This window comes from Taklimakanibacter albus, from assembly GCF_016595235.1.
Classification (GTDB): domain Bacteria; phylum Pseudomonadota; class Alphaproteobacteria; order Rhizobiales; family Aestuariivirgaceae; genus Taklimakanibacter; species Taklimakanibacter albus.
In genome coordinates this window covers 960,925-975,367 of record NZ_JAENHL010000006.1, presented here as the reverse complement: position 1 = coordinate 975,367, position 14,443 = coordinate 960,925, and the positions used below count along the sequence as shown (strand labels likewise).

Here is a 14,443-nt window from a genome sequence, read left to right as displayed (position 1 = left end):
TCCTATCCTTCGGCGCGGTCGACCGAGCTCACCAGGGGTTTGAGCGAGAGGTCGCGCATGATTTGGTTGAGATGTTTCAGGTCATGTACTTCGATCAGGATGTCGAGATCAAAGAAATCACGCGCCCCGACCTGGGTCACCATCTGCAATTCGTCGATATTGGCGCCCGAATCGCCGATGACCTGCGTCACCTGGGCGAGCGCGCCCACCTCATTATGGACCTTCACCAGGATGCGGGCCGGGAAACGCTGGCCGTCCGTGGTCGTGTCCCAGGTGAGATCGATCCAGCGGCTGGGCTCGCTGTCATAGGATTCGAGGGCCCGGGCGAAGATCGGATGGATGACGATCCCCTCGCCCGGCATGCGGATGCCGACGATACGCTCGCCCGGGACGGCGCCGGTGGCGAGCGAGAATTTCAGGGCCTGGTCGCGCCCGGCGCCGCGGATCGGAATGCCCGATTCCGCCTCGCCATGGCGCGTCGCCGGCTTCTTGCGCTGCGGCGTCGGCGCCTCGACCACCAGCCCCATGGCCTTCAGGATATCGGCGGCGGCGAGCTCGCCGCGGCCGACCGCGGAGAGCGCGTCTTCCAGGTTCTTGTGGCCGGTGCGGGCGATGGCGGCGGCGACGTCCTGCTTCACATAGGGCTTGCCCACTTTGTCGAGGAGGCGCTCGACGATTTCCTGGCCGAGGCCGGCATATTGCCGCCGTGTCGCGAGCCGGGTGGCGCGGCGGATGGCGGCGCGCGCCTTGCCGGTGACGGCGAGGCCCTCCCAGGCGGCCGGCGGCACCTGCGCCTCGGAGCGGATGATCTCGACCTCGTCGCCATTGTCGAGCTGGGTGACGAGCGGCGCATGGCGGCCGTTGATGCGGCAGCCGACACAGCTGTCGCCGACGCTCGTATGGACCGCATAGGCGAAGTCGATGGGGGTGGCGCCCCGCGGCAGCGCGATGAGCTGGCCCTTGGGCGTGAAACAGAAGACCTGGTCCTGGAACAGCTCGAGGCGCGTATGCTCGAGGAATTCGCGCGGGCTTTCGCCTTCCGACAGCATCTCGACCAGATGTCTCAGCCAGCGATAGGCGTTGGATTCGGCTGATGGAACGCGCACGCCGTTGACTGCATCCTCGACCCGCCGCACGTCCTTGTAGAGGGCATGTGCCGCGACGCCGCGTTCGGCGATCTCGTTCATCTCGCGGGTGCGGATCTGCATCTCGACGCGGCGGTGATGCGGACCGATGACGGTGGTGTGGAGCGACTGATAGTCGTTCTGCTTGGGCGTCGAGATATAGTCCTTGAAGCGCCCGGGCACGGCGCGCCAGGTGCGGTGCGCGACGCCCAGCGCCCGGTAGCATTCATCGACGCCCGCCACGATGACGCGGAAGCCGAAAATGTCGGAGAGCTGGCCCAGCGACAGGCTCTTCCTCTCCATCTTGCGCCAGATCGAATAGGGCCGCTTCTCGCGCCCCGTCACCTTGGCCTCGATGCCATTGGCGGCGAGCTCAGCCTTCAGCTCCTTCTCGATCTCGACCAGCAGGCTGCCGCTTTCCTCATGCAGGCGGTCAAGGCGTTTTTTCACCGTAGCGAAGGCATCCGGATTGAGCACCCGGAAGGCGATGTCCTCGAGTTCCTCGCGGACATTCTGCATGCCCATGCGCCCGGCGAGCGGCGCATAGATGTCCATGGTCTCCTGGGCGATGCGGATCTTCTTGTCGGCCGCCATGTGCCCCAAGGTGCGCATATTGTGCAGGCGGTCGGCGAGCTTCACCAGGAGGACGCGCACGTCCTTGGCCATGGCGAGCAGCAGCTTGCGCAGATTCTCGGCCTGGGTGGCTTCCTTGGTGACCAGATCGAGGCGTTTGATCTTGGTCAGGCCGTCGACGAGCGAGGCGATCTCGTGGCCGAATTTCTCCTCGATCTGCGCCTGGGTTGCCTCGGTGTCTTCAACCACATCGTGAAGGAGAGCGGCAGCTATAGTGGCGCCGTCGAGCTTCATTTCGGCGAGAATCGCCGCGACCTCGAGCGGATGGTTGAAATAGGCCTCGCCCGAGGCCCGCTTCTGGCCGCCATGGGCCTTCATCGCATAAACATAAGCACGGTTGAGCAGGTCCTCGTCAGCGCCCTTGTCGTAGGACATGACCCGCTCAACCAACTCAAACTGCCGCATCATCGCGCCTGACTGACCAATCTCTTCAAAATAGCTAACCCACGGCAATAGTAGCGGAAAAAAAGCTTAAAGCGAGGCCTTCGCCAATTGTCCGCGGCATGCCAGCGAGCAAATCCCGCCAAAGTTGAAGACTTTGGCGATAAGGATTTGCTCCAACATATAAATTTGGCGCGAATCCTTTTCGGCGAAGTGATTCCACTTCGCCGGGATGCGCGATACAGTTCACATGCGCATCTCTGGCTGAGGAGGATCCGATGAAATACGCGTTCCCGTCTCTCGCTCTTGTCGCCCTGGGGCTCGGCGCCGGCGCCGTACTGGCCTCGGACGTCGTGGTCCCTGAGGAGAGCTCAGGCCCGGCCGCCAATGACAATCTCAATGCGGTCCTGTGGGATCAGTCGGCGGTCGAGGCCCAGGCGGTGATGACCCAGGCCTATGTGCTGGCGAAACTGCGCTTCGACGAAGCGCTCGCCAACAAAGGCGCCACGGCCGATCCTTCGGTGCAGACCGGTGATTTCGCCAGCAAGCCGCCGGCGGTGGTGCTCGATGTCGACGACACCGTGCTCAACACCTCGCAATACCAGGCCTGGAATGTGAAGTCGGGCACGTCCTTCAATCCGAAGACCTGGACGTCCTATGTGAACGCCAAGATCGACACCGCCATTCCCGGCGCCGTCGACTTCACCCAATATGCGGCGTCGAAAGGCGCCAAGGTGTTCTATGTCACCAACCGCACCAAGGAAGAGGAGCCGGCCACCGCCGAAAGGCTGAAGGCGCTCGGTTTCCCGATGGGCGACAATGTCGACACGCTGCTCACCGCCAAGGAAATGCCGGACTGGGGCTCGGCCAAGAGCACCAGGCGCGCCTTCATCGCCAAGGATTATCGCATCCTGCTTCTGGTCGGCGACAATTTCGGCGACTTCACCGATGCGTATAAGGGCTCGATCGAGGAGCGCCAGAAGGCCTTCGCCGATAATGCCCAGCATTGGGGCAAGGATTGGATCGCCATTCCCAACCCGACCTATGGCTCATGGGAATCGGCACCCTACGCGCACGACTTCAAGACGCCGCCCGAAGAGCAGCGCCAGAAGAAGCTCGATGCGTTGAAGGCGTGGAGCGGTCCTGATCAGTAGCCGTTGCGCTGGCTGCCCGGGCTTTCGGCCGGCGGCAGGCCTTCGAGGCCACGCAGCAGCTCTTCCTCGGTCATGCGCTCCAGGTCGGCCTGGTCGGGCTCGGGCTGGTCGTTGATGACCGACATGTCGCCCGACTGCTGGATGAGCGGCACTTCGCTCTGCTCCGGCTCGTCGACTTCGACATGCTTCTGCATGGCGTGGATATACTCTTCGCGCAGGTCGTCGGTGTTGACCATTTCGTCGGCGATCTCGCGCAGAGCGACGACCGGATTCTTGTCGTTGTCGCGGTCGACCGACAACGGAGCACCTTGCGAAATCATCCGCGCACGGTGGGCGGACAGGAGGACCAGCTCAAACCGGTTGGGGAGCTTGTCGATGCAATCTTCTACAGTGACGCGCGCCATGTGGCTCGTACAATCCTTAATATGGGTCGGGATTGCGGGCTTTTAGGCGCAACTTGTCGCAAAAGCAAGCCCCGGCCCGGTTTCCCGGGTCGGGGCTCTCTTGCGGGGACGGTTCGAGCCCCGGATCCGCGCCTCGCAACCTTATTGAGCTTTTGGCTTCCAGATTTCCTCTACGGCATATTTTCCGCCTTTGACCGACACGATGGCCACCGGCTTGGGCGGCACCATCGAGGGCCGCGTGTAGCTGATCTCGCCGGTTACCGCCTTGAAGCCCTTTGTTTCGGCCAGGGCATCGCGGATCTTGGCGGGTTCCGCCGAATTGGCCCGCTTGACCGCATCGGCGACGAGCATGAGCGCGTCATAGCCCAGCGGCGCGAAGGCGTTCTCCGGATCGATGCCATATTCGGCCTTGTAGTCGGCGATGAACTTGGTCACTTCCGGCCGGTCGTCGCCGCGATAGGTGTGGGTGGAGAAATAGACGTCATTGGCCAGCTCAGGACCCGGCACACTCGCCACCAGCTCGGTGTCGAAGCCGTCGCCCGAGACGATCGGGATCTTGATGCCCTGCTCGCGGATCTGCTTCACCGACAGGCCCGCTTCGGAGGGAATGGCCGAGATGAAGACCGCATCCGGTTTCGGATCAAGTGCGGCTAACCTCGCGATCTGGGCCGAGAAATTCGTATCGCCCATCATGAAGGCGTCCTCGCCCACGATCTCGCCGCCACGCTCCTTGAAGCGCTGGATGAAGAACTTGCTCAAGGCCTTGGTAAAGTCCATGGAATTGTCGGTCCACACCGCGACGCGCTTCACTTTCAGCTTGTCGAAGGTGTAGTCGGCGATGGCGAAAGACTGGTCGTCGTCGCCGAAGGGTGTCATGAACATGAAGTTGCCGACCCATTGCGGCAGCTCCGGATGGGTGGCGCCCGAGGTGACGAAGGGAATGCCCTTCTCCTGGAACAAGGGGGCGCCGGCCATGACGAAGGTGGTATCCGATTGCCCAATGCCGGCGATGACGCCTTCCGACAGGACACGCTGGGCCGCCTTGGCGGTCTCCTGCTGGTCGGTCTTGCCGTCGGGCGCGATCAGCTCGATCTGCTTGCCGAGAAGCCCGCCCCCGGCATTGATCTGCTTCACGGCGAGCTGGGCGCCCTTGAGCGAGGGCCCGTCGAGCGAGGACATGCCGCCGGTGAGATTGTAGAGCGCGCCGATCTTGATCGCGTCCTGAGCCAGGGCGCTGCCCATCATCAGGGCCGAGGCGACGCAGATGGCGATTATTCTTTTCATCGTTTCCTCCCTGGTCGAACATTCCCCGCCAGAGTCTGCAGGCTTTGGCGGCGGAAACGCTCGCACTTTGTATTTACCGAGAATGACTCTGATCCCGATGATCGTCAACAGAACCGTACATTTTTCTTACCAGGGCTTGAATTGTTTGATTTAATACATATCGGAGGCTGGCCATGACCCAACCGGAACAGATGCCCGTCCTGGAAAGACTGCGCCATGAGCTGCCGCAACTGAGTGGCCGCGAGGCCCGAGTCGCGCGCCACCTCATGGCCAATTACCCCATGGCCGGCCTGAAGACGGTCGCCGAATTCGCCGAAAGCAGCGGGGTGAGCACCGCGACCGTGCTGAGGCTCGTCAAGCGGCTGGGTTTCCCGGTCTATTCCGACTTCCAGGCGGCGTTGCGCCAGCATCTGGAAGAGACGCTGCAATCCCCCCTCGTCCGCTTCGGACAGCGCCAGGACCAGGACAAGGTTGCGGCGCCCAAGAGCGCTTTCCTCAACCGCTTCCTGGACGCGATGACGGCGCATCTCCAGGCGATGCACGAGCATGTGCCGGCGAGCGAGTTCGACAAGGTGGTGGCGCTGCTGGGCGACCCCAAGCGCGACATCCACGTGCTGGGCGGGCGCTACTCCTCCCATCTCGGCGCCTATTTCGCCGACCTCCTCTCGGCCATTCGCGGGCGCATCTACATGGTCAGCGGCCAGACGCAGCGCTGGCCGCAGCATCTCCTCGATATGGGCAAGAGCAGCGTGCTCGTCGCTTTCGATGTCCGCCGCTACCAGCAGGATGTGATCGAATTCACCCGCTCGGCCGCCAAGCGTGGCGCCACCGTGGTGCTGATGACCGATATCTGGCAGTCGCCGGCGGCGCGTGTCGCCACTTATGTCCTGGGCTTCCCGGTGGTAGCGCCGTCGATCTTCGATGTGCTGGGTCCCGGCATGATCCTCACCGATGCCTTGATCGGCGCCGTCGCCGATCACATGGGTGAAGCCGGCAAGGCCAGGGTCGAACTGCTGGAAGAGCTGCGCCAGCCCTTCGCACCACCGAAATAGAAAATTGAGGGGACGGATGAAATGATGCGTGAAGAAGTCGTCATGCTGTGCACCAGCGACATCGCCGGCCAGGTCCGGGGCAAGGGCTTTCCGGCCTCCGACCTGGAAGCCCGCCTCGTCAAAGGCATCGGCTGGACGCCGACCAACATCCTGATCTCCGCCCATGGCCCGATCGCGCCCAGCCCCTGGGGCCCGTTCGGCGACCTGGTGATCAAGCCCGATCCCGCCACCCGCCTGCGCGTCGATTTCGGTCCCGACCAGGCGGCCGAGCATTTCATCATGGGCGATCTCTGCCACCTGGACGGCACGCCCTGGGTCGTGTGTCCGCGCGGCTTCCTCAAACGCGTGCTCGCCGCCCTCGAGGCGCGCCATGGCCTCAAGGTGAAAGCCGCCTTCGAGCATGAATTCGTCTATGAGGCGGTCGAGGAACGGCCCAATGCGAGCTACGCGCTCGATGCCTTCCGGCGCCAGAATCTCTTCGCCGAGACCTATCTCGGTGCCCTGAAGGCGGCCGGCCTCGAGCTCGATACCTTCATGCCGGAATACGGACCGATGCAATATGAAGTGACGGTCGGCCCCGCCATCGGCGTCACCGCGGCGGACCAGGCCGTGGCGGTGCGCGAAATCGCCCGCGCCGTCGCCGGCCGGATGGGCAGCCGGGTCAGCTTCACGCCCATCCTCAGGCCCGATGCGGTCGGCAATGGCGTGCATGTGCATTTCAGCCTGATCGACGCCAGGACCGGCGCCTCGGTCAATCACGATCCGCAGCACCCGCAGGGCATTGCGCCGACCGCCGGCAGCTTCGTCGCCGGCATGCTCGCCAAATTGCCGGCGATCACCGCGATGACAGCGGCCGCCTCGATCTCCTATTTGCGCCTCACCCCAAATCGCTGGAGCGCCGCCTATAATAATCTCGGCTTCCGCGACCGCGAGGCGGGCGTGCGCATCTGCCCGGTCTTCACCACCGATCCGGCGCAAATCGCCAAGCAGTTTCACTTCGAGTTCCGCGCGGCGGATGCCGCCGCCAGCCCCTATCTGCTGCTCGGCATCATCCTCGCCGCCGGCCTTTACGGCCTGGATAAGAAGCTCGCTATGCCGAAGGTCTGCGAAGGCGCGCCGCAGAATCTGAGTGATGCCCAGTTGCAGGCGCTCGATATCGTCCGTCTGCCGCAATCGCTCGGCGCGGCACTCGACCTCTTCGAGGCCGAAACCGATCTTGGCGAGATCATCGGACCCGATCTCAAGTCGGCCTATCTGGCGGCCAAACGTTTCGAGGTCGAAATGATGGCGAAGCTCTCCTCCACCGAGCAGTGCGAGAAATACCGCCGCGCCTACTGAAACGCCTTATCCATGGCGCTGATCAGCGAGGCCGTCGTCTCGTTGCGGCAATAGCCCTTGAAGGCATTGAGCGCCGCCTGGTGACGCGCCCTTGTGTCGGTGGCGCAGGCGTCGGCGATCGAGATCATATGAAAACCGCGATCGGCGCCGTCGCGGATCGTATGGTCAACGCATTGATCGGTGAGGAAGCCGGTGACGGCGATCGTGTCGATACCGATATTGCGCAGGAGATATTCGAAATTGGTCGAGTTGAAGAGGCTCGACGAGGTTTTCGGGATGACGATCTCGTCGGGCCCGGGTTTCAGCTGATCGATCACCCTGGCGTCCCACGAGCCCTTGGCGATGAAGAAATTCGACAGCTTGTAATCGAGGCCACGGTCGCGGCCGTCGGCGGTCAGGTTCTCCATCACCGTATAGATGACCTCGACGCCATGGGAACGCGACACCTCGATGAGCCGGGCCATGTTGGGGATCACGAAACCCTTGGCGTCGGCATAGAACTCGGGCCGCTTCTGGCGCTTCGCCTCATCCATCACCCAGTTCTGCGCGTCGATGACGAGCAGCGCCAGGCGCTCACGATGCAGAGGCAATATACGGCTGGCATAGATGTCGCGCGCGCGCGGACCGGTCATTTGAAAAGTCTCCCGCTGAACAGACGCCGGACGAAATCCGGCTCGCGATTGCCGAACAGGCCCTGCGGCCTGAAGAAAAGCACGAGAATGAGGCTCAAGGCCACCACCACCTGACTGAAACCATAGAGCCCGAGCGACTCCTCGGCCGGGCGCAACATCTCCGACAGACCGGTGATGGCGGCGGCCGCGACCACGGCGCCCATGATGCTCCCGGCACCGCCGATCACCACCATCACGACGAGATTGAAGGCGAGCAGCACCGAATAGGATTTCGGCGTCACCACGGAGATGAGATGGGCGAAGAGTGCTCCCGCCATGGCGGCGAAGCAGGCGCCGATCACGAAGGCGGTGAGGCGCATCTTCACCGTATCGATGCCGGTGCATTCGGCGGCGAGCTCATTCTCGCGCGTCGCGAGCATGGCGCGCCCGAGCGAGGAGAATTTGATCCGCCAGGCGACGGCCACGACCAGCACCAGAAGCCCGAAGGCCCACCAGACCGAAGCGAGCCTGGGGATGCCGGCGAGCCCCGCCCCGCCGCGTGTGATCCCGTCCCAGTTGAGCGCCAGATTCTGCACGATGACGATGAGCCCCAAGGTCGCCACCGCCAGATAATGGCCGCGCAACCGCAGGACCGGAAAGCCGACCACGATGGCGACGAGAGCGCCGACGATCCCGGCCGCCGCCACCGCCGGCAGCAGCGGCAGTTCGAGCCCGGCGATGAAGGCCGGCAGATCGGGCAGCATCGAGGGCTTGCGGCGCGCCGAAAAAGTGAGGATCGCCGCGACATAGGCGCCGATGGTCATGAAGGCCGGGTGGCCGAGCGAAAAGAGCCCGGTGAAGCCGTTGGTGAGGGTGAGCGACACGGCCAGCGCCGCATTGAGGAGCACGATGGCGATCAGCGTCACCAGATAATCACTGGCGCCCAGCAGCACGAGCCACAGCAGCGCGGCCGCCGCGAGGACGACCGCCAGCGGCGCGATCAGGGCCTCAAGCGCGTTCTTCGACATGGCGCACGAACAGCCCTGACGGTTTGAGCAGAAGGATGACGATCAAAAGCCCGAAGACGAAGCTGTCGCGATAGCCCGAGAACTCCTGCGGCAGGAGGCCGACGAACAGCACTTCGGCAAGGCCTAAGATATAGCCGCCCAGCATGGCGCCGCCGATCGAGCCGACGCCGCCGATGACGCAGGCGACGAACGCCTTGAGTCCCGGCACGAAGCCGAGCAGCGGATCGATCTGGCCGAACTTGCCGCCCCACAACAGGCCTGCAGTGGCGGCGAGCGCGCTGCCGATGGCGAAGGCGGCGAGAATGGTGCGGTGGACGGCGACGCCCATCAAGCGCGCCGCGGTGAGATTCTCGGCCGTCGCGCGCATCGCGACACCGAGCCTGGTGCGGTAGACGACGAAGAACAGGCCGGCGATCAGCACGAGCGTCAGGCCGATGATCAGGAGATCGGTCACCGAGGCCTGGACCGTGCCGAAGGTCACGCGCTCGCGCATCACCGCGGGAAACAGGAAATTGCGGGGCTGTCCGGTGAGGATCATCAAGGCGCTGTTCTGGATGACGATCGAGACGGCGAGCGTCGCGATGAATCCCGTCACCTGCGGCGCGCCGAGCAGCGGCCGGAAGATCACCGCCCCGATGGTGACGCCCGCCATCGCGCCGACGACCAGGACGAACAGAAGGATCAGCGGCCAGGGCACGCCGCCCACCACCATGGCGAGGCTCGTAAAGGCGCCGATCATCACCAGATCTCCATGGGCGAAATTGATGAGCCGCACGATGCCGTAGATCATCGAGAAGCCGATCGCCACCAGGGCATAAAGGCTGCCGAGCGCCAGGCCGTTGACGAGTTGCTGGAACAGATACTGGGTCATCACGTCGCTCCCAGATAGAACTGGCGCACGCGGTCATTGCCGGCAAGCTCACGGCCGGTGCCGGAAAGCGCAATACGCCCCTGCTCCATCACATAGGCACGGTCGGCGATGTCGAGCGCCATCGCGGCATTCTGCTCGATGAGCAGGATCGGGATGCCGCGTTTCTTCAAGGCCTCGATGACGTCGAAGATGGTTTCGACGGCCTTGGGCGCGAGGCCCAGCGAAGGTTCGTCGAGCAGCAGCAGCTTGGGCGAGGCGATCAGCGCCCGCGCCATGGCCAGCATCATCTGCTCCCCGCCCGACAGCGTGCCGGCGGCAACGCCCTCGCGCTCCTTCAGGATCGGGAACAGCGTGTGGATCTCGGCCATCGTCTCGGGCGCGATGCGGCCGCCACGGACATAAGCGCCCATCGCCAGATTCTCGGCGACGGTCAGCGACTGGAAGATCTGCCGGCCTTCCGGACAATGGATGAGCCCCGCTTTGACGATCCGCTCGGGCTTGGCGTGCGTGAGATCGAGCGTCCCGAAACGTGCACTGCCGGAGCGGGCGCGCAGCAGTCCTGAAAGGGTGAGCAAGGTCGTCGACTTGCCGGCGCCATTGGCGCCGATGAGGGCCGCGAGCTCGCCCGCCGCGACCGTGAAGGAGACATCCTTCAGCACATGGGTGGCGCCGCGCCAGACATTGAGCCCTTCGACCTCAAGCATGGCCGGCCCTCTGCCGCCGGGTGCCGAGATAGGCTTCGATCACGGCGGGGTCGGCCTGCACCTTCTCCGGCGTTCCTTCCGCCACCAGCCGGCCGCGGTTGAGCACCTGGACGCGCCGGCACAGATCCATGATGAGGCGCATGTCATGTTCGACCACCAGCACGGCAATGCCGAGCTCGTCATTGATCTTGCGGACGAGCGTGGTGAGCGTTTTCGTTTCCGCCGGGTTGAGCCCGGCCGCCGGCTCGTCGAGCAGCAGCGCCACGGGCTCGGTGGCGAGCGCGCGGGCGATCTCGACCCGGCGCTGATCGCCGTAAGAGAGATCGCCGGCGCGGCGGTCGGTGAACTCGCCAAGGCCGAGGCGCGCGATGATGGCGCGGGCCGCCTCAGTGATGCGGCTCTCGCTCGTCCAGAAGGCTTGTGTCAGGCCGAGCGTCGCCAGAAGCGAGGCGCCGTAGCGCAGATGACCGCCGGCCATGACATTTTCAAGCACACTCAGATCGGCGAAGAGACGGATATTCTGGAAGGTGCGGGCGAGACCCGCTTCAGCCAGCACATGCGGCTTGCGGCCGGTCAGATCGCGGCCTTTGACTGTGATGCTCCCCGCCGTGGGCTTGAGCACGCCGGTCAGCAGGCTGAAGGCGGTCGTCTTGCCGGCGCCATTGGGTCCGATCAGGCCGACCAGATCGCCGGCGGCCAGGCGCAACGTGTAATTCTCGACGGCCACCAGGCCGCCGAAGCGCCGCGTCAATCCACCTGCTTCCAGCACCGCGTCCACGACCGGTCCATTCCTCCCGGGAATCACGATAAAACAATGAGGACGTCAATCAAAGGATACAAGTTGATATTACTCCTCGAGTTTGTACTATTTGATACACAGTCAATATGCCTGATGCGATGACCGAGCCGCCGATTCTCCAGCCCGACGAACCCGCCCCGCTCGAAATCCACAATAGCGAGGCCGGGTCCGATTTCTTTCTGATCTGCGAGCATGCGGGAAGGCTTCTGCCCCGCGGCGCGGGCACGCTGGGCCTGCCCGATACCGAGCTCACCCGCCATATCGCCTGGGATATCGGCGCCCGCGACGTCGCTTTGGCGCTCGCCGACCGGCTCGACGCCCCGCTCTTCATGCAGCGTTATTCGCGACTCTTCTGCGACTGCAACCGCAAGCCGCATGTCGCCTCCTTCGCGCCGGAAGTGAGCGAGGCGACGGTGATTCCTGGCAATCAGGGGCTGAGCGACGCCGAGCGGCACAGGCGCGCCGAGGCGGTCTTCTGGCCCTTCCAGAAGGGTGTCGCAGCGGCTCTCGACCGGCGCCTCGAAGAAAAGCGGCGCACTTTGCTCGTCACCATTCACAGCTTCACGCCCGTCTTCCTCGGCCGCAGCCGGCCCTGGGAGGTCGGCGTCATGTTCCGTAAGGACAAGAATTTCGCACCGCCGATCACGCAATGGCTTGGCGAGAACACCCAATACACGGTCGGAATCAACGAGCCCTACAAGGTGTCGGACGACGACTATGCGGTTCCCGTCCACGGTGAGGGCCGCAACCTCCCTCACGTCGAGTTCGAGATCCGCAATGACCTGATTCCGGACCGGAAAGCGGCTGACAAATGGGCCGAACTCCTTGCCCGGGCGCTGAAATTCGGCGCAGCCGCGGTTTCTTGACTTTCGGCGGCCCATCGGCCATATCCCCCGCCAACCGAAGCCGGGCCATAAGGCGCCCGAGGAGAATGTTATGGCCAAAGGCAATGTGATCAAGATCAAGCTGCAGTCGACAGCGGATACCGGTTACTTCTACGTGACCAAGAAGAACTCGCGCACCAAGACCGACAAGTTCACCTTCAAGAAGTACGATCCGGTGGCGCGCAAGCACGTCGAGTTCAAAGAGACCAAGATCAAGTAATTCTGCCATTCAGAATTTGCATGCAAGGCACCGCCCGCGAGGCGGTGCCTTTTTGATATCTTGCGTCTGATCCCTCGCCCTTCATCCGCACAGGAGATGCGTCATGGCCGCCGCTGAAGATTATCGCACCCAGATCTCGCAGGTCTCGTATCGCAACCAGGCCTTCATCGCCGGCAAGTTCGCCGCTGCTGCCTCAGGCAAGACATTCGACTGCATCTCGCCAGTCGACGGCAAGGTCCTGACCAAGGTCGCCGAATGCGACCAGGAAGATGTCGAGCGCGCGGTGAAAGCCGCCCGCGCCGTCTTCGAGAAAGGCACCTGGTCGCAGATGGCGCCGCTGCAGCGCAAGCGCATCATGCTCAAATGGGTGGCGCTCATCGAGAAGCACGCGCAGGAGCTCGCCCTCCTCGAGACGCTCGATGTCGGCAAGCCGATCGCGCAATCGCTGCCCGTCGATGTCGGCTCGTCGATCAAGTGCCTGCAGTGGTATGCCGAGACCGCCGACAAGATCTATGACGAGCTGGCGCCGGCGCGCCCCGATTCGATCTCGATGATCACGCGTGAGCCGATCGGCGTCGTGGGCGCCGTGGTGCCGTGGAACTTCCCGATGCTGATGGCGTCGTGGAAGCTCGGACCGGCGCTCGCCACCGGCAATTCCGTCATCCTCAAGCCCGCCGAGCAGTCGCCGCTGACGGCGCTGCGCATCGCCGAGCTCGCCGCCGAGGCGGGCCTTCCCGAAGGCGTGCTCAACGTCCTGCCGGGCTTCGGTGAGACCGCCGGCCAGGCGCTCGGCCGCCATATGGATGTCGACATGATCGCCTTCACCGGCTCGACCGAGGTCGGCAAGTTCTTCCTGCGTTATGCGGGCGAGAGCAACATGAAGCATGTGGCGCTCGAGACCGGCGGCAAGTCGCCCAATATCATCTTCGGCGACGTCGCCGACATCAATCACGCGGCCGCCACCGCCGCCGCCGGCGTGTTCTATAATTCCGGCCAGGTCTGCACCGCGGCGACCCGCATCATCGTGCAGGAGAAGATCAAGGACCAGTTCGTCGAGCTGGTCGCCAAGCACGCCGACAAATGGCGCCCCAAGGATCCGCTCGACCCCAAGACGGCAATGGGCTCGATGGTCGATGAAGGCCAGATGGACCGGGTGCTCAGCTATATCGATATCGGCCGCAAGGAAGGCGCCAAGGTCGCCTTCGGCGGCGAGCGGGCGCGCCGCAATACCGGCGGCTTCTATGTCGAGCCGACCATCTTCGACGACGTCAAGAACTCGATGCGCATCGCCCAGGAGGAGATCTTCGGACCTGTCGTCGTCGCCATCACCTTCAAGGACGACGAAGAAGCGGTGAAGATCGCCAATGACACGATCTACGGCCTGCAGGCGAGCCTGTGGACGCGCGACATCACCCGCGCCCATAAGGTCGCCCGCGCCCTGCGCGCCGGCACCGTCAACATCAACGCCACCGATGGCGGCGACATCACCGCGCCCTTCGGCGGCTACAAGCAGTCGGGCATCGGACGCGACAAGTCGCTCCACGCCCTGGAAAAATATCAGCAGATCAAGCACACCTACATTCAGCTCTGAGTCTCCGATACCAGGCGGGACCGAGGATCGAGGAGGCCACTCGATGCGGACCCGATCAGCCTGGGATTTTATTCGGAGATGCGGCGGACCTGATCGGCGAGGCGGTTGTCACCTGACACCCCTCGCCGGCAGTCTCTTCAGCCCGTGATCGGGAATCGGCGTCCAGACTCAAGACTCCAGTCTTGTCTGGATGATAGGGCGCCGGCCCGGTGCGTAATATCGAGGAGGCCACTCGATGCGCTCCCGGACCGGCTAAGCCCCTCGTTTCAGGAGATGCGGCGGACCTGACCCGGGGGGCGTTCATGGGCCTTTCGGCCTTTGGCTGAGGTAACCTGCGTATTCGCAGTTCAGTCGCATAAAGTTTT

Annotated in this window: 14 protein-coding genes; 6 read left to right on the top strand and 8 right to left on the bottom strand. The window is 63.8% G+C overall.

The genetic code is table 11. The features are described from left to right. Positions 1–2: 2 nt before the first annotated feature. On the bottom strand, positions 3–2,165 hold the full coding sequence (locus JHL16_RS09445) for a RelA/SpoT family protein (protein WP_200184583.1): 2,163 nt from the start codon (positions 2,163–2,165) through the stop codon (positions 3–5). Between the two features lie 251 nt (positions 2,166–2,416). On the opposite strand from JHL16_RS09445, the gene JHL16_RS09440 reads away from it, so the two are divergent. After that, complete coding sequence (locus JHL16_RS09440) at positions 2,417–3,292, top strand: 5'-nucleotidase, lipoprotein e(P4) family (protein WP_200184582.1); 876 nt, start codon at positions 2,417–2,419, stop codon at positions 3,290–3,292. Here the strand turns inward: JHL16_RS09440 and rpoZ are convergent. Together rpoZ and JHL16_RS09430 are read right to left on the bottom strand one after the other, a co-directional pair. Beyond that, complete coding sequence (gene rpoZ / locus JHL16_RS09435; protein ID WP_137854980.1) at positions 3,286–3,696, bottom strand: DNA-directed RNA polymerase subunit omega; 411 nt, start codon at positions 3,694–3,696, stop codon at positions 3,286–3,288. The genes JHL16_RS09440 and rpoZ overlap by 7 nt on opposite strands. Positions 3,697–3,837: 141 nt before the next feature. Beyond that, the gene (locus JHL16_RS09430) at positions 3,838–4,980 is read right to left on the bottom strand and encodes an ABC transporter substrate-binding protein (RefSeq protein ID WP_200184581.1); all 1,143 of its coding nucleotides are present in this window, start codon (positions 4,978–4,980) and stop codon (positions 3,838–3,840) included. Positions 4,981–5,153: 173 nt separating this feature from the next. On the opposite strand from JHL16_RS09430, the gene JHL16_RS09425 reads away from it, so the two are divergent. Both JHL16_RS09425 and JHL16_RS09420 read left to right on the top strand, forming a co-directional pair. After that, the gene (locus tag JHL16_RS09425) at positions 5,154–6,032 is read left to right on the top strand and encodes a MurR/RpiR family transcriptional regulator (protein WP_200184580.1); all 879 of its coding nucleotides are present in this window, start codon (positions 5,154–5,156) and stop codon (positions 6,030–6,032) included. A 21-nt stretch (positions 6,033–6,053) separates the two neighbouring features. Beyond that, entirely contained in the window at positions 6,054–7,370 is a 1,317-nt protein-coding gene (locus JHL16_RS09420; RefSeq protein WP_200184579.1) for a type I glutamate--ammonia ligase, read from the top strand. On the opposite strand, the gene JHL16_RS09415 is transcribed toward JHL16_RS09420, so the two are convergent. Genes JHL16_RS09415 through JHL16_RS09395 form a run of 5 tightly spaced genes read right to left on the bottom strand, consistent with a single transcriptional unit; the run spans position 7,364 to position 11,362 of the window. Next, a complete protein-coding gene (locus tag JHL16_RS09415) occupies positions 7,364–8,002 on the bottom strand; it encodes a cysteine hydrolase family protein (protein ID WP_200184578.1) in 639 nt (212 codons plus the stop codon). The two genes, JHL16_RS09420 and JHL16_RS09415, sit on opposite strands and share 7 nt — an antisense overlap. Next, a complete protein-coding gene (locus JHL16_RS09410; protein WP_200184577.1) occupies positions 7,999–9,009 on the bottom strand; it encodes a branched-chain amino acid ABC transporter permease in 1,011 nt (336 codons plus the stop codon). Before JHL16_RS09410 ends, JHL16_RS09415 begins: the two co-directional genes overlap by 4 nt. Next, the gene (locus JHL16_RS09405; RefSeq protein ID WP_200184576.1) at positions 8,990–9,880 is read right to left on the bottom strand and encodes a branched-chain amino acid ABC transporter permease; all 891 of its coding nucleotides are present in this window, start codon (positions 9,878–9,880) and stop codon (positions 8,990–8,992) included. The genes JHL16_RS09410 and JHL16_RS09405 overlap by 20 nt, the downstream gene beginning before the upstream one ends. Further along, a complete protein-coding gene (locus tag JHL16_RS09400; RefSeq protein ID WP_200184575.1) occupies positions 9,880–10,584 on the bottom strand; it encodes an ABC transporter ATP-binding protein in 705 nt (234 codons plus the stop codon). The genes JHL16_RS09405 and JHL16_RS09400 overlap by 1 nt, the downstream gene beginning before the upstream one ends. Then, positions 10,577–11,362: an ATP-binding cassette domain-containing protein gene (locus JHL16_RS09395; protein ID WP_200184574.1), complete on the bottom strand. Its 786-nt coding sequence runs from the start codon at positions 11,360–11,362 to the stop codon at positions 10,577–10,579. The genes JHL16_RS09400 and JHL16_RS09395 overlap by 8 nt, the downstream gene beginning before the upstream one ends. Positions 11,363–11,469: 107 nt before the next feature. Here JHL16_RS09395 and JHL16_RS09390 point away from each other — a divergent pair, with 107 nt between their 5' ends. The 3 genes from JHL16_RS09390 (at position 11,470) to JHL16_RS09380 (ending at position 14,078) form a co-directional block, all read left to right on the top strand. Beyond that, on the top strand, positions 11,470–12,249 hold the full coding sequence (locus tag JHL16_RS09390; protein WP_200184573.1) for an N-formylglutamate amidohydrolase: 780 nt from the start codon (positions 11,470–11,472) through the stop codon (positions 12,247–12,249). Between the two features lie 70 nt (positions 12,250–12,319). Beyond that, positions 12,320–12,487: a 50S ribosomal protein L33 gene (rpmG, locus tag JHL16_RS09385; RefSeq protein WP_119391783.1), complete on the top strand. Its 168-nt coding sequence runs from the start codon at positions 12,320–12,322 to the stop codon at positions 12,485–12,487. Between the two features lie 103 nt (positions 12,488–12,590). Next, on the top strand, positions 12,591–14,078 hold the full coding sequence (locus JHL16_RS09380; RefSeq protein WP_200184572.1) for an aldehyde dehydrogenase: 1,488 nt from the start codon (positions 12,591–12,593) through the stop codon (positions 14,076–14,078). Positions 14,079–14,443 lie beyond the last annotated feature (365 nt).